We start from the raw sequence: 19,635 nt of genomic DNA on the forward strand, positions 1-19,635 counted from the left end.
GTCATTCAATGGGCTACGGGCGCGATGGGAAAGTCGTGCCTGCGTGCTATCATTGACCGGCCCGATCTGCATCTGGTCGGTTTGTATGTGTATAGTCCGAAGAAGTCCGGTTCCGATGCCGGCAAGATTGCAAATCGTCCTGAAACTGGAATTCTGGCTTCAAATGACATTGAGGATATTGTCGCGCTGGATGCGGATCTTGTGGTTCACGCTGCGCGTCTAGGTGCTACGCATGACAGTCACGATGATGACATTGTGAGACTGCTAAAGTCAGGAAAAAATGTACTTAGCATCAATGGAAACACGTTCTATCCGAATTGGTCGAAAGCGCGGCGAGACAAACTCCAAGCAGCTTGCGAGGAGGGTGGCGTCAGTTTTGCAGGAACAGGATTGAATCCAGGTTTCGCAGCTGAGCGCTTACTCGTTACCGCAACGAGCGTTTGCTCCGCCGTATCGTCGGTGTCCCTCAGCGAAGTGGTTCTAACCGACGAAATCGCGAGCCCTGAATACGTTTTTGATTTGCTGGGTTTCGGAAAAGAAGTCGGTTCGGTGGACATGAACAGCGACGAATGGGCGCCGGCGCAAACGCTAAATGCAATGTTCGAGGATGTTGTGGCGTCGGTTGCACATTCCTTGGGCTGGCAACTGGACGAGATAAAGAGAAAACATCGTATGCTGCCTTCTGGTCGTGATCTCGAAGTTCGGGCTGGTAAAATCCGCAAGGGGGCTGCCAGTCATATAGATTGGCGCTGGAGAGGCATGATTGGCGGAGAAGAGAAAGTCTTTTTGTCCATTGCGTGGGCGATGAATGATGAGCATGTCAACGGTGGTGACAAAGACTTGTGGAAGCTCGAGGTTAAGGGAATCCCCAACGTAGCGATTTCATTTGGGGTCGAGCGCCCTGAAGGTATTCCGGGCCGCACAAGCGCGGAACAGATGGCCGTTGCGGGTACTGTGGTCAACGCTATTCCAACGCTCATAGAGGCACCTGCTGGTCTCGTGTCATTGCCTTTAGCGACGCCATTTGAGGTGCGTGGTTGAAAGGAACTCTCGAGGTGCGAAAAACACGCGCTGAGCCCATCTATTTATAAACGTACACGGCAGTTGTGCGAGCTATCGGGGAGAAGAAAATATGCAAATCACACCACAGGCGCGTCTGGAAGAATACAGATCAAGAGGATGGTGGGGTAAGCGGACAATCGACGATCTGTTAAAGGAAGCGGTATCTAGCTGCGGCGATCAGTTGGCGTTGGTAGACCCTTCCAATAGGGTCNTTTTGCTGGGAGACGAGCCACAGCGTTTAACATTTCACGAAGTGGATCAGAGTGTTGATGCGATGGCCAAGGCTTTTGTGTCCGCTGGTGTTGGTCGTGATGATGTCGTGCTCACCCAATTGCCCAACATTGTTGAGGGTGTTCTCGCTTTTCTCGCATGTGCGCGAATTGGTGCAATACTCAGTCCGGTTGCGATGGCATTTCGAAAACATGAATTGACGTCGGTGATCAAGCAATTGGAGCCATCTTTGGTTTTGACCGTGAGAGACTTTCACGGATGCGATCACGCCAAACAGATGAAAGAGCTTTCAGATCAAGGAGTATATGACGGCCCTGTTATTTGTGTTGGGGAAGGCGAGATTTTTCAGTCCCTGGAAAGTGCACAATCGGCGGCTGTAAATGTTCAGCTGGCGGATCCAGAATTGCATTCGGGAGAAGTTGCGACGATTTGCTGGACGTCCGGGACAGAAGCGGACCCAAAGGGCGTACCGCGGCATCATGCGCATTGGGTCTTTAATGGTGAGTGCATGGTTGAAGCAGCCATGTTGGGCGAGGGGGATCGCATTCTAAACCCCTTTCCGCTTATCAACATCGCGGCGTTTGGAGGAATGGTTGTCCCTTGGTTGCTTTGTCGTGGCTGTCTGGTGCAACACCATCCATTCGATTTGGCGGTCTTTCTGCAGCAGTTCCAGGCGGAAGGGATTAACTACACGGTCGCGCCCCCTGCGATTTTGACGATGTTGTTGAAGAAACCGGAATTGCTGAACGGCATTGATTTCGGACAAGTCAAATGTATNGCCTCNGGATCAGCGCCGCTACCTCCCTTCATGGTGAAAGCGTGGCAGGAGCAGTACAGCGTGTCTATCATGAACGTATTCGGATCGAACGAGGGATGTTCTCTTATTTCAACGCCCGTTGTTGTGGNTGATCCTGAGATGCGCGCNGCTCTGTTTCCAAGGTTTGGCGTGCCCGGGCTGGAGTGGGAGATGGACTTTCCAAAACGCATAANAACACGNTTGGTAGACTTGGAGACCGGAGAAGACATCAGCGGGCCCGGNATGCCTGGAGAGTTGCGTATTGATGGGGCGATGGTGTTTGATGGATACTGGAACAATGCTGAGCTGACAGCGCAAGCATTCGATGATCAGGGCTATTTCAAGACTGGCGATTTGTTCGAAATTTCGACAGCAGAGGGTGGCCGTTTCTATCAATTCGTTGGCAGGTCCAAGGAAATCATCATCCGGGGCGGGGTGAACATTTCTCCGGCTGAACTGGATAGTCTTATCGAGAGCCACCCCGCCGTGAAGGAAGCTGCCTGCGCAGCTTATCCGGACGATCGGCTGGGGGAGCGCGTCTGCGCTGTGGTGGTTACNCAGCCAGATGCGGATATCGACTTGGAGATCCTGGTGGATTTTTTGAAGTCAAAAGAAATCTCCGTGTACAAGTTACCAGAGAAGCTGATTGTTGTTCCGAGTTTGCCGCGCAACCCACTAGGAAAAGTTCTGCGCCGGGATCTATCTGAAATAGCATCCCGCGACTGATTATCATCAAAATTCTGCTTTTGGGTTTCGTTTAGCAATTTAAGCGAGCCGTTCGCTTCTGACATAATTAAGCGAATATACTTGCGATATCGAAAAACTAGTAACTTGCATTGACAAACCCACTGGTGCTGTTTAGCAATTTCGTATGGCTAGAACCGGTCACCTAGACACCGGTCAAACCAGAACTGAACGGTCTCGTTTAGAAGACTTACAATGGGAGGAAGAGCGATGCGTCGCTTTGGATTGATGCGAACAAGCGCGATGGCGCTTGCGATAGTTGCTTTCAGTAACACAGCTTATGCTCAGGATGCTGATGTAGATGGTNTCGAAGAAGCGGGATCAGCGGGGTCTCGTACTCTTGATACGGTAGTGATCACGTCACAAAGGCGAGAGTCGACTTTGCAGGATGCTGCGGTAGCTGTATCCGCNGTTACCGGCGANTCGCTTCAAAAGGATCGGGTGCTGAGTTATTCAGATTTGGCGCGTAACATTAGCTCGTTGAGTTACACTGAAAACTCACCCTTGGACCAGGAATTCAATATTCGGGGTATCACGAATACGAGACTGGATTCACCTTCCGCCGACCAATCAATCGGTATCTTCATCGATGATGTATATGTCGGTCGTTCAGGCCTTCTGAACTCGGACTTTTTTGATGTCGAGCGAGTTGAAGTAGTTCGTGGCCCACAGGGCGTGCTGTTGGGACGAAACGTTGTTGGTGGAGCGATCTCCATTTATACGGCCAAACCGGAAGAAGACTTCGGGGGAGCGTTCACAGCGGAGTTCGGAAATTATGACAGTCAGTTGTTCAACGGTCATGTGACCGGAACGATTGCGGAGAATTTAACCGGCCGTCTTTCGTTTCAATCCCGCAAGCATGACGGATACAACAAAGACCTCACGCTCAAACGTGACCTCGACAATCTAGATTCCTTTCAGGCGCGAGCGCAATTGATGTGGGAGCCCGATGGGGCTGACCTGACTATCCGCGGCATTGTTGATTATTCAGATGATTCGTCGAACGGAATTCATCGTGTAGCAATTGACGATCCGAATGCGGCGGGTCAGGGGCCATGGAGCACGACCCGAGATGCCATCTCCGCGCTGTTGCCCGGCGGTCTCGACATTCGCGAGAGCCTTCCACAAAGTTATCGGTATACGGGTGATAATTCAGATCAATCCCAAGTCCTTCGTCGCGAAGCGATCGGCGTCACGCTGGATATTGAAAAGGGATTTGGAGATATTGCCACGTTCCGGTCGATCACAGGATATCGAACTGCCGAAGCCTATAGCATGTATGACCAAACGGGCATCGGCTACCGAAACGGTTTTGGCGTAACTCCTACACCGTTGGCATTTTCGTTCCCCGTTTTGGAAGACGAAGAGATTACGCAGNTTACCCAAGAGTTTCGTCTTCTATCGAATGGTGATGGTCCTCTGAATTGGCTCGTTGGAGCGTATATTCAGGAAGATGACGTCGACAAGTTCGACAAGTATCTCGCTGAAGTTCCATTGACTGTTCTTGGAACGCTGTCAGGAGAATCCCACTGGATCAATAACGGCGAGACGAGCAGTCGCGCTGTATTTGGGCAGGTTGGATATGAGTTTACGGACCAGCTGCGTGGTACGGTTGGTGTGCGTTGGTCGCAGGATGAAAAGACCGGAACGGTTTCTGGGCTCCAGATTCAGACCGGCGACAGATACAATCCAACGGACACAGTTCCGTTGTCTCCACTCATCACGCCGTTTACCGATGTGGCTTATTCACAAACAACGGAAGAAGTCACACCTCAGGCCACACTTGAGTGGGAGCCGAATGATTCTATCCTGACGTACCTGACGTATTCACACGGCTACAAGGGCGGTGGATTTGAAGATACGCCAGCGAACCCAGCAGCTGCGACAACTCCATACAATCCGGAAACCGTTGAGAACATTGAGTTGGGGCTGAAACTTGACCTGCTTGATGGCCGGGCTCGTCTGAACACTGCTTTATTCTCTATGAAGTATAAGGATCTTCAGGTCACTCAAACTGACGATGGATGTCTGTGCAACATTACGGACAATGCGGCTGATGCGAACATCATGGGCATTGAGACGGAGATGCAATGGGTCGTGAACGACGACTTGTTCCTGTTCGGGGCGGTGACATTGCTCGACACAGAATATGAAGACTTCGTGGACTCGAATGGTCTGGATAATTCGGGGAACGAATTGCAGCGCACACCGAATTACCAGTTCAACATCGGAGGAGAGTACACGGCAGATTTCCTGGGAAATCCTGACGCGCTCACGCTTCGATTGAGTTATGCGGCGCAGGGTGAGCTTTACTGGCTACCTGACAATTTTCAAAAGGAAGAAGCATACGGACTGATAGATGGGCGTGTCACATACGCACCGCAAGACGCTGATTGGTCCGTTTCGCTCTGGGGCAAAAATCTCGCTGATGAGCTCTATCGAACAAATATCATTGCCTTCTTGGGGGATGAAGTTTCTACGCTCGGCGCGCCGCGCACATATGGAATTTCATTCGGTTATCAATTTTAGCGCACTTGTTCGAGTGCCCCTTTTGCTCGAGCAAGACCGGCCCGCACCTAACAGGAGCGGGCCGGCCTCCTATCTCTCAACCCATCAGGAATGAATCGATGAAACTCATTTCAAAACTGGCTGTAGCGAGCGCGATGTTCGTGACCGCCTGTCAGACTGCCCCTCAAAATATGGAGACTGAATTGGCCGTGGAAAGCACATTGGAAGCAGAAAGCATTGCCGTTGCAAAAGACATGGTTGCCGCCTGGAATGATCTGGACGTCGATAGAATTGCAAACTTGTTTTCTGAGGATGCCGTTTTGCATTCAATGATGATTGAGCCAATTCATGGTCGCGAAACCTTGCGGGAGCACCTCGGCGCATTGCTGAAGAATGCTACTCGCTTGGAGCTGCAACTCAAGACAGTTTCCGCGACTGGCAACACTGTATTCCTGGAGCGCGTTGATGACTTCGACGTCAACGGCAAGCATGGGGCTGTTCCAGTTACTGGTGTGCTGGTTATTGAAGGGGGCAAGGTCACAGAATGGCGCGAATACTATGACCGAAACGAGCTCCTTACAGAAATGGGCGTCATTCAGCCTGAGCCGGATCATCTCGCTACCGTCAACCAGATTATGGATTCCTGGAAAGCTGGAAACATCGATGGCGTCTTGGCGCATGTCGCGCCTGATGTAACCTATTACTTTCGCGTTGGGTCAGAGCCATTGAAGGGTCCTGATGAAATTCGTGCATTCCTTGAAAAGTTTGGCGCCGGGATGAGTAATATCCAGTGGCGTATCAATCGTCACGCGCAAGATGGTGATATTTTGATGGTTGAGGGTGCAGACGATTTCGTTGATGCAAAAGGCAATCGGATTCAGATCCCATATATGGGTATGTTCGAGTTCGAGAATGGAAAGATCCGTTTGTGGAGGGACTACTTCAATCCCGCAATCGGAGACTTGACCCGCAAAGGAGAGCCGGTGCCGGACCACGTGCAGGCGCTGCTGGACGAATAAGGAACCTTTATTGCCGCGCCCCATCTCAATGGGGCGCTCCATTCAAACTACATCAGGACTTTTCCCATGAGTGCATTGGACCTAGCCGAAAAATTCAAGAGCCGCCTGGAAGCGGGTGACGAGCCCGGCGCTCGCGCATGCTTCAAACCAGACGCCGGTATCTGGCACAATTATGACCGCAAGACGCAAACCGTTGACCAAAACATGGCAACGTTCAAGAACATCATTTCGAAGACCAAATCGCGCACGTATGACATCCAGAGGATGGTCGAGATTCCGGGTGGTTGGCTTCAGCAGCATATTCTGCGAGTTGTGACGCTAGATGACAAAACCATAGAAGCTGATGCGATCGCAGTTGTGCTTGTAGAAGACGGAAAGATTGCTCGGATTGAAGAGTATCTCGATCCAACCCCTCTGGCTGCACTACGCTAGCATTATTGTGGATCAGTCAGTCGCCGCCCCCGTGAAGGAAAGCCGAGGATACGCCAATGGTGTACTGGTAATCCTTTTTCTCGTTTACGTTCTGAACTTTCTGGATCGCCAGATATTGGCGATACTGGCCGAAGACATCAAAGCGGATCTCCAAATATCGGATGCCGATTTAGGGTTTCTGTACGGAACAGCATTCGCTGTATTTTACGCGACTTTTGGCATTCCGCTTGGTCGATTGGCCGATGCTTGGAATCGAACTCATTTGATCTCCCTAGGATTGGGTTTCTGGAGTTTGATGACGGCCTTGTCTGGCACCGCAAAGGGGTTTGCTTCTCTGGCAACCTACAGGTTCGGCGTCGGAATTGGAGAGTCGAGCGCGTCGCCAGCTGCCTTGTCGCTGTTGTACGACTACTACCCTCCCCATTTGAGGACTACGGTCGTCGCTTTGTATGCGGGCGGTGTGTATATCGGCCTTGGCTGTGGATTGTTCTTGGGCGGGTCAATTCTTGATGCCTGGGCCGCGACGTACCCTGATACGTCACTCGCTCCGTTTGGTTTGAAAGGGTGGCAAGTGGCGTTCATGGCCGTTGGATTGCCTGGGCTGCTGTTGTCGCTTGTTGTCGCCAAGATTCGCGAGCCTGAACGAGGTCGTTACGATGGCGGCGCCAAGCCTATTGCCGGCTCGCCTTTGAAGGAAGTAGCCGTGTCGCTTGGCAGTATGGTTCCTGTCCTCAACCTTTTCATGTTGGCGCGCGGCGGCGCGAAACCTTCACTCATCGTCGTGAACGTTGTGACCATTGCTTTGCTGGCGGTCTTGGCTTGGGGGCTCATTCTGCTTACTGGAGATGTTACCCAATGGGTAGCGCTTGCAATTGGCGTCTTTGCAGCGTTTTCATGGAGCCAGTCATTTCTGTTGAGAGACCCGGACGTGTTTCATTTGTTGTTCAGGTCACGTGCGATGATTTGCTTGACTATATCGGCCGCGGGCGTGGTTTTCGTCGGTGTAGCATTCGCATTCTGGAGTGTTCCTCTTATTCAGAGAACCTATGAAGTCGCCAATAGTCAGGTAGGAATGGTCGTGGGGCTGTCGAGCGCAGTATCCGGGTTTTGCGGAATTACTTTTGGGGGGATTCTTGCTGATCGGCTTCGCCAGAAATTTGTACATGGGAAATTGGTAGTTTATCTCGCCGCTACNGTTGGGGCGATAATCATGTCCTCGGCCTTTCTCTTCTCNACGACGCTGNTTTCAGCCTATGCCTGTCTTGCTGTCTTGTTCTTCTTTACGGCGATGGCAACTGGGCCAGCGATGGCCACGATCAACGANNTGAATGTTCCACGCGGCAGGGCGACGTCCTACGCGTTCTTTACCATGGTTACGACGCTGATCGGAACCGCGATTGGCCCTTACCTCATAGGTCAGGTCAGTGATGTTTACACTGCAGGCGGAGCATCGCCCGCTGAGGCACTTCGGTTGGCGATGATATGGTGCCTGGCCTTACCAGTCGGAGGCTTGTTGTTTGGCATAATTGCATTCCGTGCATTGCCCGCCGATGAGGCGCGCGTGCGGGAACAAAGCGAACGCGAGCTGTTGTCGGTGGGGTAGTTGGGCAGCATCCACGTGGTACGAGGAAAAGGAAAAGCTGCGGCCCCTCGGAGGAGCCGCAGCTTGTTTCGTTCAATAAGAGACGATTGGTTCTGATTCAGTAATTCTCTGCGTCGTCTAGTTCATCAACGATCCCGTCTTCATTCGTGTCCAGAGCGGAGAACATACGAGAGCCGGATGCGTGGAATTCATCCAGTGACAGATTTCCGTCTTCATTCTTGTCCAATACGGTAAACCTGAAGTCGGCTTGGTCGATCTGGCGCGTGCGTTGGTCNTCCATTTGCTTCAAAAGACGGACTTCATACTCGGATACATATTCTTCTGCATGGACCTGCCCGTCGCCATTTGCGTCCCTGCGACGATAGCCATCCTCGCGTTCGCCCATGAACTCGNCTTCTGAAANCTTGCCATCTCCGTTGATGTCATATTTATCGAAGAAGGCCGCCTTGCTATGGCCGCGTGCGCTGCTTATCGGCCGGTCGGTCTGCTCTGCGGTTTCAGATGTTGTGGTGGCAATTTCCGATTCAGTAGTCGTGATGGCTTCTTGAGTTGTGCAAGCGGTGAGCGGACCCAAAGCNAGGATGGCTAGGGCGGGCATGGCGTATTTCATNTTGTNTATCCGTATTAGATCAGAATGTTATTTTGCGACTTCGAATGTTAGAGAAGTGGTGTGACTATGCTCGTCGACTTCAGCGCCTTCAGGAGCAGGCGAGGCATGGCGAGTCATGATCAGGTATTTTCCCGCTCGATCGAAAGAGAGCGACAGAATTCCGTTTTCGTCGGTTTCAATGTGTTGCTCAAACTTGGCATCCTCATATGCCCCGCCTTCGCGTTTGACTTCGACAGACTGGTTCGCCAATGGTTTGCCGTCGAACAAGATTTCAAATTCAGCACCATCTTCCAAATAGATTTCGTTGGGGTGAGACAACGGTTTCAGAACCAGGCGGCCAAGCCCCAGGTTGACAGGTTCCCACGTTGAGGCCCCCTTTGTGACATATGCATCTGCGACGGTTACAGTCTGGCTACTGATGACTTCAGTGGCATTCTCAGGGACTTGTGCATCGGGGCCAAATACCGGGACCCATTTTCCATCAACAAGCGCTTTTTGGCTTTTCCGACCATAACGTACACCAGTTGTGAGACGGTATGTGCCTTCATCGCGAAGAGATTCTTCAAGAATCACTACTTGGTGCAGAGGCGTGATGACGTCGAAATCGTCTCTTACGCCATCGGGCAAGACAACGTGGAAATCGTCCGACGCCACAGCGATTTCGGGAACGAATGGGTCTTCGGTGAAAGCGGATTGAGCCGTCACATATTGGCCTTCGCTTGTCACAAAGACGTTCGGCACGACGTATGATGTGTGGGCATGTGCGGCCCCGCTGAAGGCAATAATGGCAGTGAGCGCCGACGCGCAGGTTTTCAGTCCGTTCATGAAAGGCCCCTAGGTTGAGAATGTATCAGTATTTGGCTTGCACAATATGCAAATGAGATTTAGTTGCAAGTAAGAATTATGCTCCATCGCATCCGCCTCTCGGGTTTCGACGTGATGTGACTGGAGCTTGGCAATTGGAGACCTCATGCTCAAATATACGCTCATCGGATTGGCGGTCGTGTGCGGACTGACCGTCGCCAATCGTGAATTTGCTCATGCTGATACGTTCAAGAGTCATCACGACTACGTNCTGGGAACGTCTTTTGATCTGGTGGTAGTGGCGCCGACGCAAAGTGAGGCAACTCGAGTCGAGACAGCGATACTTGAAGAAATCGAACGACTTAATTCCGTGTTCAGNTTGNNCCAGGAATCCGAANTACGGCGACTGAACGCGACACATGAACAACGTGTTTCGACGGACCTCTTGGAAGTTTGGAATAGCTGTGAAGCTTATCGGGTGGAGACAGATCAGGCTCTGAGTTGTCGTGTCGGCGAATTGGTCAATGAATGGTCAATTGCTGCGAAGAGTCAGACGCTTCCGCAGCGACCCGAACTGCGAACTAAAGCGGGCGAAATACGGCGAGCGGATGTAGAGATTGACGAGGGTCGAGCGACTATCCAGCGTCCCGACATTGTTCAATTCAACATGGATGCATTGGCCAAGGGATACATATTGGATTCAGCTGTTGAAGTTGGTCGAGCGGCTGCGCCAAGCGCAGAAGGCCTACTTCTCAATATTGGCGGNGACATACGCGTTTGGGGCAAGGGTTCTGACGATGGAGGGCAATGGAAAGTCGCTGTAACGTCTGAGTCCGAGCTGGCGGACGGTGCTAGTGCGCATGGAACGATGTTAAAACTCACTGGTGGCGCGGTGGCGACAAGTGCGCAAAGTCCGCGAAGTCTTGAAATCAACGGTCAAGAATTTGGACACATCATTTCGCCAGCTGACGGTTGGCCAGTATCTCACATCAAGTCGGCNAGCGTTTACGCTGCTTCGGCGATCGAAGCCGACGCAATCGCGACTGCGTTGATGGTCATGGAACTGAAGGGCGGTCTTGAATTTATAGAGTCCAAGCCTGGCGTGGAAGCAGAGATCATATCCTCAGACGGGCGACACCACGCGACATCTGGCTGGTCCGGCTTGCTATTGCAGAATGCTAGAAGTGACGANGTCGGGGCCGTATGGCCGGACGGCACAGAGTTCGCGGTGAGTTTTGAGATACCCGAACACAACCTTGCCGACTACGAGCGCCCATATGTTGCGGTTTGGATTGCGGACGCCGAACGCAATTTGGTTAGAATCCTCATGCTGGCTGGTGAAGAGGCGCGCTGGATGGAAGAGAATTATTACTGGCACAGGCGCTTTGGCCGCAAAGCGGGAAGCCTTGTTGATGCAGTGTCCGGACCGACGCGTCGTCCCGGTGAATATACCTTGAAGTGGGATGGTCTGAACGACGATGGTGAACCGGTGCCGGAAGGTGAGTACACATTGCACCTGGAAGCTGCGCGCGAGCATGGGGGACATCAGCACGAGCGCTTGAGCTTCACGCTATCCGATCAAGCTATAGCAGAGAAGCTCGAAGCTGGAGAAGAGCTGGGCGCCATCGCCATCACTTTTGGTAAGACGGGATAGTGCTATCTGACTGTTTCTGAACGTCTATAGTCAAGAACGACCGTTATCGGATTAGGTGGAAGATGTTTAGGTGCCTGCAATTTCAACAGTGAACATGGTGTTCACACCAACGGGTGGCTTCGGATAAGGAGCCGCCTTTTTCACGACAATGATTGCCTCTCTATCAAAGCGTGACGAGCCAGAACTTCTTGAAATACTGATGCTTTTCACCGCGCCACGTGGGCTGATACGAAACTCGACGAATGCCGAGCCGGGACTAGAGGCCCGAGGGCGCCTTTGACGTGATAGATGCTGCATCACCAGGCCCTTGTAATTTGACTCTGNAGCGTTGCCAGGCGCAGCTGAATTCGCATCGTTCAGAGTNTCACTTGGCGCTTCGCCCGCNGGGGTGGTCTNGGTTTCCGTCGTGGCGNTTTCAGCATCACTGGATTTTTCCGAGCCGGTGTCCGCCGATACAGCCTGNTCGAGGTCCTTTGATGAATCCAGATGCGCGGGGTCTGAAACTAGATTGCTGCTGTCTTCCTCTTGTTCGGGTGCGGCCTCAGTTTCGACGGCAGGCTCTTGCTCTATTGTTGGAGGTGGCTCCGGAAGAAGCGTCGTATCCGGGAGCGGAAGCGCCGTTTCTTTGTTTGGTTTTGGCGCGGGAGTAGTATCCGGTTTGATGGGGGCAGGCTGTGGCTCGGGTTCCGCCGGAGCCTGCTTTGTAGGCTTTGGATCCGAACTTGGGGTCGTTTCGGCGGTGGAGCCCAGTTGCACGCTGAAAGAGTTGCCAGCAATCAATGCCGGCCCGGACAANGGCTGGGACATNGTATANGCCAACACANTCAGATGTGTTGCNGTCGCAGCTGAAAGCGCAGCGGAAAAACGCAGAATATTCTTCTGGATCACTTACTCGTATCCTCGGTAACGATGATGATATCGGTCAGGCCTCTCGTGCGAAGCTGTTTGATCCGTTGAAGCAGCCGCTTTGCGGGTAACTCTCTATCCGGCAGCAATCTTAGAGGCTCAGTTTGGTCTCGGTGTTCCGCAACAAGTTTGTCAATCGTGATCACACCGCCAGACTGGGTGAAATGTCCAAACTCATCTACTGAAATAGCATCCGGCGGGACGCAACATTCAAGGTTTTGCGTCTGAACAAACTTTATGGACGGATCTGGCGGTGACGACAGAGAACCAGCTACCATGAAAAAAATCAGAATAAGGAATACAATGTTGATCAACGAGATCACAGGATCGCGCTGAGGCTTTTGACGAAGACGCTTCATGAGGGCTCCTCGACGACAATCTCAAAGTTTTCGAATGTTCGAATGAGGGACAAAGCATCAATCAGGTTCTGCGTAGTCGCTTGCTCGGTAACGCCTACCGCTACAATGGAACTGCTCTCTGGTCTGATAAGAGCTTGAATCTCGGTGGATAGATTTTCGAAATGAATAGTTTTTCCGTACAGGTCGACGCCATTACTAGTAACCAGTAGCTTGATCACATGAGGATCGCTATCGACACCGTCATGGGATTCCGCTGATGAAATCTCAAATTCGGAAAAATCCGAGAAAGTGGATGCCAGCATGAAGAACAATAACAACAAGAATATCACATCTATAAGAGAGGTGATTGAAGCGCGACGGCGTCGGCGAACCCGTTTTAATGCCATGGTTCAGTTACTCCAGTTTGGTGCTGGTGGGCTCTTCCGATGTAGGAGTGACTAAGACGGTAAAAGCATGCTCTGCCATTGCGCGTTCACGATCAATTTGAGCTTCGAACCATGAGAGCGCGATCGATGTCGGCATGGCGACGGAAAGACCAGCGGCCGTTGTGAGCAGTGCGACCCAAATGCCGCCAGCAAGGGCGGCCGGATCAACTTGAGAGCCGGCGGTTTGAAGCGCCTGAAATGCCTCAATCATGCCCAGAACCGTTCCCAACAGTCCAAGCAGAGGTGCAAGTTGAGCGATTGTGTCCAGAATTCGAAAGCCACTTTCATACGGCTGCAGAGACTGCTCGGCTTCCGTTTCCAAGCGAGGAATCAGGCCCTCGCGATCCCTTAGCGGGATCGCGTCGATCAGGAGTTGAGCGAGCCAATGGCTTGACCCGGATAAAAGCGTGTAGACCTCTCTGACATCACCACGATTCAACGAGGACAGAGCGGACTTGATAGCTTTCAACTGTCCGATTTTGTCAGAGCGAAACTGCCAATACTTGTAAACTATTAACGCCAGAGTAAACGTCGATATTGCGATGATTAGTACGAGGACGGGGCCGCCGACCTGATAAAGGGATTGAAACATGGTGAGCATAAGTATGTCCGTTCACGGTTCGAAAATTTCATAATTCGATGGTCGATGTCGTCTGCCGATGGCTGCAAGCACCGAGCAACAGTGCGCTCGGTGCTTGCCTTTCCACGGACTAGAAGGTCGGAGCTCCTTCTAGAAGGATTTTGACACCGTGAATTTGATATTGCGTCCCGCAGCGGTCCGGGTGGCGAGCGCTGGCATGTAGTTCATGTCCAGTGCATTCTCGATTCCGAAGCGGAATGAGGTGCCTTCCAGAACGCCTTCCTGTGGCGTGATTGTGGCGCGCAGATTGACCGTGACATAACCGGGGCGATCATTAATCTCATCGTCCGCGGCTGCAACAAACTCCGTGGACAGGTCAGCGAGCGGCGAGAATCTCTTGCCAAGTGTCACGCGCATGCTGTCAGCAGTGAGGTTTCGCCAGTCAGACTTTGTGCCGGTCGTGTTGGTTTGCTCACCATCAACGATGTTGGCGTTGACATCGACGTAAGTGCCGTCGCGTCGAGCGTATGACCCTTCCAATTCCAGGCCGGACAGTTCAACGGAATCGACGCCGGAATAGGATGTATTGTCTTCAAGATCGGTCCGGTAAAAATTGGCTTTGATAGATAGCGAGTCATCGCGGCCAAACACGCCGATACGATCATATGAGCCACCGATTTCGACCGTTTCTCCTATTTCAGGCTGGGTCATATAGGTTTCGTTCTCAAGATCGTCGAGGATTGGAAGGCTTTCTGTGTACGCATAGCTGCCGAACAGAGCGATGCCATTGTCGAACTCATAGCGGAGCGAAGCGCCACCCATGAGCGCATCATTATCATAGCTCGCATTGCTGCCATCATCGAGAACGCCTTCCACTTCTGAAGTCTCGAAGCGAAGTGCCGGAGTAAAGCTCCAACCCTCGCCGAACTCGATATTGTCCACAACAAAGAATGCGTATCTGTTGTCTTCGCCTCCTGGAGCAGAGCTGGCATCCAGACGTTCTTTCAAAATGTACTCGAGGCCAGCGCGAATGTCGTGCGTAAGGACCCCCGCCTCAATGAAGGCAGAGTTCTTCACCGTTAACTTTGAGGTTTCATACCGGTGGTCTGCATCAACTGTCGCGAAACACCCAAATGGACCGCTGCCAACGATGCAGGTCTGATCGATTTCTTGATTTGCGTATGAGTAGATTACGTCGAGATTGATCAGGTCGTTCGTGAGAGGGTTGTAGTTGTATTTCAGTGCGATGGTTTCTGACGTCGTGTCTCGATCGACGTTACCGAATGATCCACCGGTGGTTCCAAAAGAGTCGTACGGCTTGTCGCGTTCGGTCGTCTCTGTGTTTGTGTAGCTGGCTGTGACACTGTGGTCTCCGGCGGAGTAGCGCGCTTTCACGAGGTAGGACGGCAGCTCAAATTCACTATTCTCGATGACGCGGTCGTGACCATCTTCTTGGTTGTGTTGTTCACGCCAGGAATAGTTTGCCAGTACTTCGAAATTTTCGGTTGGCTGAATTGCGAGTGTTGTTGAAGAGTTGAAGCCATCCATGTTCGTTGCGCCGCCGAGTGTCTGGCGAAGCGCGAAGCCTGGTTCACCACCTGTCAGATCTGACGCATCAATGGTTTCAAGGCGTACAACGCCGCCAATGATGCCGGATCCATATTCAAAGCTGCCGACCGTTCCCCGAATGACTTCAACGCTCTTGTAGAGGTATGGATCGGTAAACAATTGAGTGCCAACACGATATAGTTCTTCCGACCCGACACTCGCACCGTCAATTTGAATGGCAACTTTCTGGTCGGTGCCGTATGTGCCGTTCGCGCCGAAACCCCNGATGTTGATGCCTGAGCCAACTGGCGTGGATCCGTTCACGAGAGATACGCCGGGAACAGAATCGATCAACTCCGCCACCGTACTCGCTTGCCTGTCATCTATTTCCTCTTGATCGATTACCGTAACGGGCGTCGCCGTATCAGCTTGGACTTCGCGCTTACTCTCCCCAAGAGTTAGCGTTCCAAGGAATTCGGCGTCATCGGAACCTGATGCATCCTGCGCCAATGCAGGCGTGCTGAACGCGATGGCTGTGACGATAGCGGTGGCGCCTAGTAGGGTGTTCTTGCGAATAGTGTGGTTCATGGACCCCTCCATAGAAGTAGAAAATGCAACTCAGTCGCAACTAGGCGGCCCGAATACCTCCGCTGNGCTTTTTTTGCAAATGAAAATTACTCGCAATTAGGATTTGCCATCGCGGGGAGGTGTTTGGCGGTTTGTCTCGTATCAGGGACGAAGGAATGGCAACTGTCGGAGATCGTTGAGGTGAGAGGATGTGGCGGCTGCAGCATCGTCTTCGCCGTTCTTTCCNGAGCTATACATTTACCCGGCAGCGACTACATTTGTTCGCATGACAGATCTCGCCCCCACGCTTAAGCAATTGTCTGCGCTCGGACAGGAAACGCGACTATTGGCATTTCGTGCTTTGATGGAGGCGGGACCGGAGGGGCTCCAAGCGGGCGCTATCGCGAGAGAGTTGGATGTCGCGCCTAACAAATTGTCGGGGCACATGAATATCCTGGTCAGCTCCGGTCTCGTAAGCGTCGCGCGTGATGGTCGACATATGATCTATCGCGCAGAGTTCGAAAACGTCAGTGAACTATTGTCGGTTCTTGTCGAGAATTGTTGTCGAGGACGGCCCGAAGTCTGCGGGTCACTATCCAATATCAGCGTCGTCAAATGCTGATTTGATATTTCAATAAACGTTGAAATAATGATCTTGCCGTACTATGTGCGATCCGAAGCTGGCGGAGCGCATTTGTCTTGGTGTCCCGCTGGATCTGGCAAGAGTGCCGATTGGTAGGAGACCTCGATGGGAAAATTTGAACGGTACCTGTCGCTGTGGGTCGCTGCTGCGATCGCCCTGGGCATAGGATTGGGGCAGATGCTTCCCGGTATATTTCGGGACTTGGCGTCGTTCGAGTATGCAAACGTCAATTTTCCAGTAGCCGTGCTGATCTGGGCGATGGTTCTACCAATGATGATGGGTGTCGATTTCTCCACATTGAAGGACGTTGGCAAGAAGCCGAAGGGCTTGATGATAACCTTGATCGTAAATTGGCTCGTAAAGCCCTTCAGCATGGCCGCGCTGGGCGTTTTGTTCTTCCGATACGTGTTTGCAGATCTTATCCCTGCGGAAAACGCCAACCAATACATTGCCGGATTGATACTGTTGGGTGCGGCTCCGTGTACAGCAATGGTATTCGTGTGGTCCCAGCTTACGCGTGGAGATCCAAACTACACATTGGTTCAAGTCAGCGTGAATGACGCCATTATGGTATTCGCTTTTGCGCCAATTGTTGCCGTTCTTCTTGGTGTGACTGAATTGAGTGTTCCGTGGGAGACGCTGATACTATCTGTAGGACTGTACGTCCTGCTGCCGCTCGCAGCTGGTGTGGCGTTGCGTTCGTTTCTATTGGGTCGCGGGGGAGAACCGCACCTGCATCGCTTTCTGTCACATATGAAGCCGCTTTCCATTATTGGGTTGCTCGGCACAGTCATTTTGCTTTTTGGGTTCCAGGGCCGCGTGATCCTGTCTGATCCACTGATCATTGCTCTGATTTCTGTACCAATCCTGATCCAATCATATGCAATTTTTGCGCTTGCCTACGGAGCTGCCTGGGCCTGGAAGGTGCCACACAATATTGCCGCTCCTTGTGCTCTGATCGGAACTTCCAATTTCTTTGAACTTGCGGTGGCGGTAGCGATCAGTCTGTTCGGTTTGAACTCCGGCGCTGCGTTGGCGACTGTGGTCGGAGTGCTTGTTGAAGTGCCAGTCATGTTGTCGCTTGTCGCATTCGCGAACCGAACAAGAGGAAATTTTTCTTCCGATTAGAGGCTGCGTCTGATCCGATGAAACCTTGAGCGGCCAGGAGAGTTGATGAGTTTTGAAGAGGTGAACATGATGACCCGGAAGACTCTGGAAACCGCAGCCCACCCCCGAACAACACCTGGCGAGGCCAATCAAATAGATCGCGCAGCCAAACGTCGGCGCGAGCAAATGTTGCCCGGTGAGGGGCCAGCCGAACCCGACAAGGAAGACGCAGTAAGCCACTTTAAGGGAGATGGAGACCCGATTGCCCTCGGCCCGGTACCCACTCAGATTGAACGTGTCGACGAAGAGCCCGACTAACTTGAATGTCACGCCAACCGGAGAATTGAATCGTGTTCAATTCTCTGCGCAGCGTTTCTCCTCAGACTGTTGAGGAATGTTCCAGTCCACCAATGCACATCGTGTCGTGCGATTTCGTTCCATTGCGACTGATGGCGCTCAATTCGTTCTTCACGGCTCATGCTTGCGGCACTTTGAATCGCTTCTGAGACAGACCCGGGGTCGAAGGGGTTCACCATCAGCGCGCCAACTTTCAGCTGTTCAGCAGCCCCAGCGGCCTCTGAGAGGATCAGAACGCCCGGATCTGTTGGATCCTGCGCGGCAATGTACTCTTTCGCCACGAGATTCATCCCGTCGATGAGGGGGGTCACCAATGCAATATCGGCTCGGCGATAAAGGCCGGCTAGATAGTCCCTGGGCACTGATCGATGAATGTATTGAATTGGNATGTAACCCAGTTCGGCAAACCTGCCATTTACCTCGCCGGTAATTTGTTCCAGTTCTCGGCGAACCTCCTGGTACGCCTCAACATCTTCTCGCGTTGGTGACGCAATTTGAAGCAAGGTTAGCGGTGAATCGCTTGATGCTCTATCCTCAAGGTAGCGTTGGAAACCGCGAAACTTGTGAGGCAGGCCTTTTGAATAATCCAGTCTATCGACGCCGATAAGCAGNCTTTGNCCTGATGCGATTTGGGGCGCCAGGGGTTTCTGCGCTTCTGCTGTTCGCCGAAAATTCTCGGCCTCAATACCTATGGGGAAACTGGCCGGCCAGATATCCCGACCTTGGCATCTTATGCGACCGTCTGAAAGCATCTGTCCGCCGAATACTGTTCTACAGACTTCAATCATTNCTGACACATCGCGCTGGGTTTGTAGACCTACAAGGTCATAAGCAGGCAGCCAGTCCAACAGGTTGCGTTTGTGAGTGAGGGCGTGGACATCGCTTGAAGTCGGGAAAGGCGTGTGCAGAAAGAACCCGATCGGGTTTTGGACGCCCAATTTTCTTAATTCTGATGCCAGTGGGATGAAGTGATAATCGTGAATCCAGATCGTATCGTCGTCTGTAATCAAGTGTCTCGTTGCTTCAGCCAATTTNTGGTTCACACTGGCGTAAGCCGCTAGTTGGCCGTGAGCAACGTCCAGTAGGTCTGTGCGTCCATGAAACAATGGCCACAGGACCGAGTTCGCGTATCCCAGATAGTAGTCATTGTACTCGCTGGGCTGCAGATGAAGTGCGTGGCGATCAAACTTTCCGCCATCATACTCTTTCAAGAAATGATCGGAGATGGACTCATCGAGCTTGGTGCCAATCCATACGCCACCTTGGCTCTCCATGGTCTTCTGCAGTGCGACAACCAGGCCGCCAGATGCGGTTTGTCCCAATGGAAGTCTATTGGAGTANACGANTAGTCTGGACACGGTATTCCTCATNANATGGTCGAAGCAAAGTTCAAGCTTTGACCACTGCAACACATTTCACTCGGAAAGGTTGCGAGAAAAGATGTGACTATTTGAGCAAGGCACGNGGTTTCGCACCATGAGNNGNCAGCGCTTTTGAAGAACTCGTGNGGGTTGTTCTTAAGCCTTGCGCGTAGGGCGCACTATGCGAGCAGAGCAAAATGCTGCGAGCGATCAACCTNTCCCAAAAGGATGGCACCCATCAACCCGGCATTATCGCCTAGATCAGGCGTGGTGATAAGATCCACAGTCGCGTCCCAGCCCATGCTGAGATACCCGCCCA

General features: G+C 52.2%; 17 protein-coding genes. 10 read left to right on the plus strand and 7 right to left on the minus strand.

Annotated features, from left to right (window positions below; genetic code table 11):
- The first annotated feature begins 24 nt into the window (after positions 1-24).
- The 6 genes from CBB91_RS10855 to CBB91_RS10880 all read left to right on the plus strand — a co-directional run bounded on the left by CBB91_RS10855 (position 25) and on the right by CBB91_RS10880 (position 8,395).
- Positions 25-1,041, plus strand: coding sequence for a hypothetical protein (locus CBB91_RS10855; RefSeq protein WP_273014073.1), 1,017 nt, complete (start codon positions 25-27; stop codon positions 1,039-1,041).
- A gap of 91 nt (positions 1,042-1,132) precedes the next feature.
- Positions 1,133-2,815: a class I adenylate-forming enzyme family protein gene (locus tag CBB91_RS10860; RefSeq protein ID WP_273014074.1), complete on the plus strand. Its 1,683-nt coding sequence runs from the start codon at positions 1,133-1,135 to the stop codon at positions 2,813-2,815.
- Between the two features lie 228 nt (positions 2,816-3,043).
- Entirely contained in the window at positions 3,044-5,362 is a 2,319-nt protein-coding gene (locus CBB91_RS10865) for a TonB-dependent receptor (RefSeq protein ID WP_273014075.1), read from the plus strand.
- Positions 5,363-5,460: 98 nt separating this feature from the next.
- Positions 5,461-6,360: a nuclear transport factor 2 family protein gene (locus CBB91_RS10870; RefSeq protein ID WP_273014076.1), complete on the plus strand. Its 900-nt coding sequence runs from the start codon at positions 5,461-5,463 to the stop codon at positions 6,358-6,360.
- Positions 6,361-6,426: 66 nt separating this feature from the next.
- Positions 6,427-6,792 carry a nuclear transport factor 2 family protein gene (locus CBB91_RS10875; protein ID WP_035552163.1) on the plus strand — a complete coding sequence of 122 codons (366 nt, stop codon included), beginning with the start codon at positions 6,427-6,429 and terminating at the stop codon, positions 6,790-6,792.
- A 7-nt stretch (positions 6,793-6,799) separates the two neighbouring features.
- Positions 6,800-8,395: an MFS transporter gene (locus tag CBB91_RS10880; RefSeq protein WP_273014077.1), complete on the plus strand. Its 1,596-nt coding sequence runs from the start codon at positions 6,800-6,802 to the stop codon at positions 8,393-8,395.
- Between the two features lie 97 nt (positions 8,396-8,492).
- Here CBB91_RS10880 and CBB91_RS10885 read toward each other — a convergent pair whose 3' ends face one another.
- Together CBB91_RS10885 and CBB91_RS10890 are read right to left on the minus strand one after the other, a co-directional pair.
- Positions 8,493-8,993, minus strand: coding sequence for a hypothetical protein (locus CBB91_RS10885; RefSeq protein WP_345906806.1), 501 nt, complete (start codon positions 8,991-8,993; stop codon positions 8,493-8,495).
- Between the two features lie 39 nt (positions 8,994-9,032).
- Positions 9,033-9,830: a DUF4198 domain-containing protein gene (locus CBB91_RS10890; protein WP_273014078.1), complete on the minus strand. Its 798-nt coding sequence runs from the start codon at positions 9,828-9,830 to the stop codon at positions 9,033-9,035.
- A 145-nt stretch (positions 9,831-9,975) separates the two neighbouring features.
- Between CBB91_RS10890 and CBB91_RS10895 the strand changes: the two genes are divergently transcribed.
- Complete coding sequence (locus CBB91_RS10895; protein ID WP_273014079.1) at positions 9,976-11,463, plus strand: DUF2271 domain-containing protein; 1,488 nt, start codon at positions 9,976-9,978, stop codon at positions 11,461-11,463.
- A gap of 884 nt (positions 11,464-12,347) precedes the next feature.
- Here the strand turns inward: CBB91_RS10895 and CBB91_RS10900 are convergent.
- The 4 genes from CBB91_RS10900 to CBB91_RS10915 form a co-directional block, all read right to left on the minus strand.
- Positions 12,348-12,728, minus strand: coding sequence for a biopolymer transporter ExbD (locus CBB91_RS10900; protein ID WP_273014080.1), 381 nt, complete (start codon positions 12,726-12,728; stop codon positions 12,348-12,350).
- The gene (locus tag CBB91_RS10905) at positions 12,725-13,114 is read right to left on the minus strand and encodes a biopolymer transporter ExbD (RefSeq protein ID WP_273014081.1); all 390 of its coding nucleotides are present in this window, start codon (positions 13,112-13,114) and stop codon (positions 12,725-12,727) included. The genes CBB91_RS10900 and CBB91_RS10905 overlap by 4 nt, the downstream gene beginning before the upstream one ends.
- Before the next feature lie 7 nt (positions 13,115-13,121).
- On the minus strand, positions 13,122-13,745 hold the full coding sequence (locus tag CBB91_RS10910) for a MotA/TolQ/ExbB proton channel family protein (RefSeq protein ID WP_241764189.1): 624 nt from the start codon (positions 13,743-13,745) through the stop codon (positions 13,122-13,124).
- Between the two features lie 138 nt (positions 13,746-13,883).
- On the minus strand, positions 13,884-15,869 hold the full coding sequence (locus CBB91_RS10915; protein ID WP_273014082.1) for a TonB-dependent receptor: 1,986 nt from the start codon (positions 15,867-15,869) through the stop codon (positions 13,884-13,886).
- Between the two features lie 265 nt (positions 15,870-16,134).
- Here CBB91_RS10915 and CBB91_RS10920 point away from each other — a divergent pair, with 265 nt between their 5' ends.
- From CBB91_RS10920 to CBB91_RS10930, 3 genes are all read left to right on the plus strand, one after another.
- On the plus strand, positions 16,135-16,470 hold the full coding sequence (locus CBB91_RS10920; protein WP_035552148.1) for a helix-turn-helix transcriptional regulator: 336 nt from the start codon (positions 16,135-16,137) through the stop codon (positions 16,468-16,470).
- A 126-nt stretch (positions 16,471-16,596) separates the two neighbouring features.
- Positions 16,597-17,619 (plus strand): ACR3 family arsenite efflux transporter, encoded by a 1,023-nt coding sequence (arsB, locus tag CBB91_RS10925; RefSeq protein WP_273014083.1) that lies wholly within the window; start codon positions 16,597-16,599, stop codon positions 17,617-17,619.
- Positions 17,620-17,664: 45 nt separating this feature from the next.
- Complete coding sequence (locus CBB91_RS10930; protein WP_273014084.1) at positions 17,665-17,916, plus strand: hypothetical protein; 252 nt, start codon at positions 17,665-17,667, stop codon at positions 17,914-17,916.
- Positions 17,917-17,924: 8 nt separating this feature from the next.
- Here CBB91_RS10930 and CBB91_RS10935 read toward each other — a convergent pair whose 3' ends face one another.
- The gene (locus CBB91_RS10935) at positions 17,925-19,325 is read right to left on the minus strand and encodes a trehalose-6-phosphate synthase (RefSeq protein ID WP_273014085.1); all 1,401 of its coding nucleotides are present in this window, start codon (positions 19,323-19,325) and stop codon (positions 17,925-17,927) included.
- Positions 19,326-19,635 lie beyond the last annotated feature (310 nt).

This window comes from Hyphomonas sp. TMED31 (assembly GCF_002172815.1).
GTDB lineage: Bacteria > Pseudomonadota > Alphaproteobacteria > Caulobacterales > Hyphomonadaceae > Hyphomonas > Hyphomonas atlantica.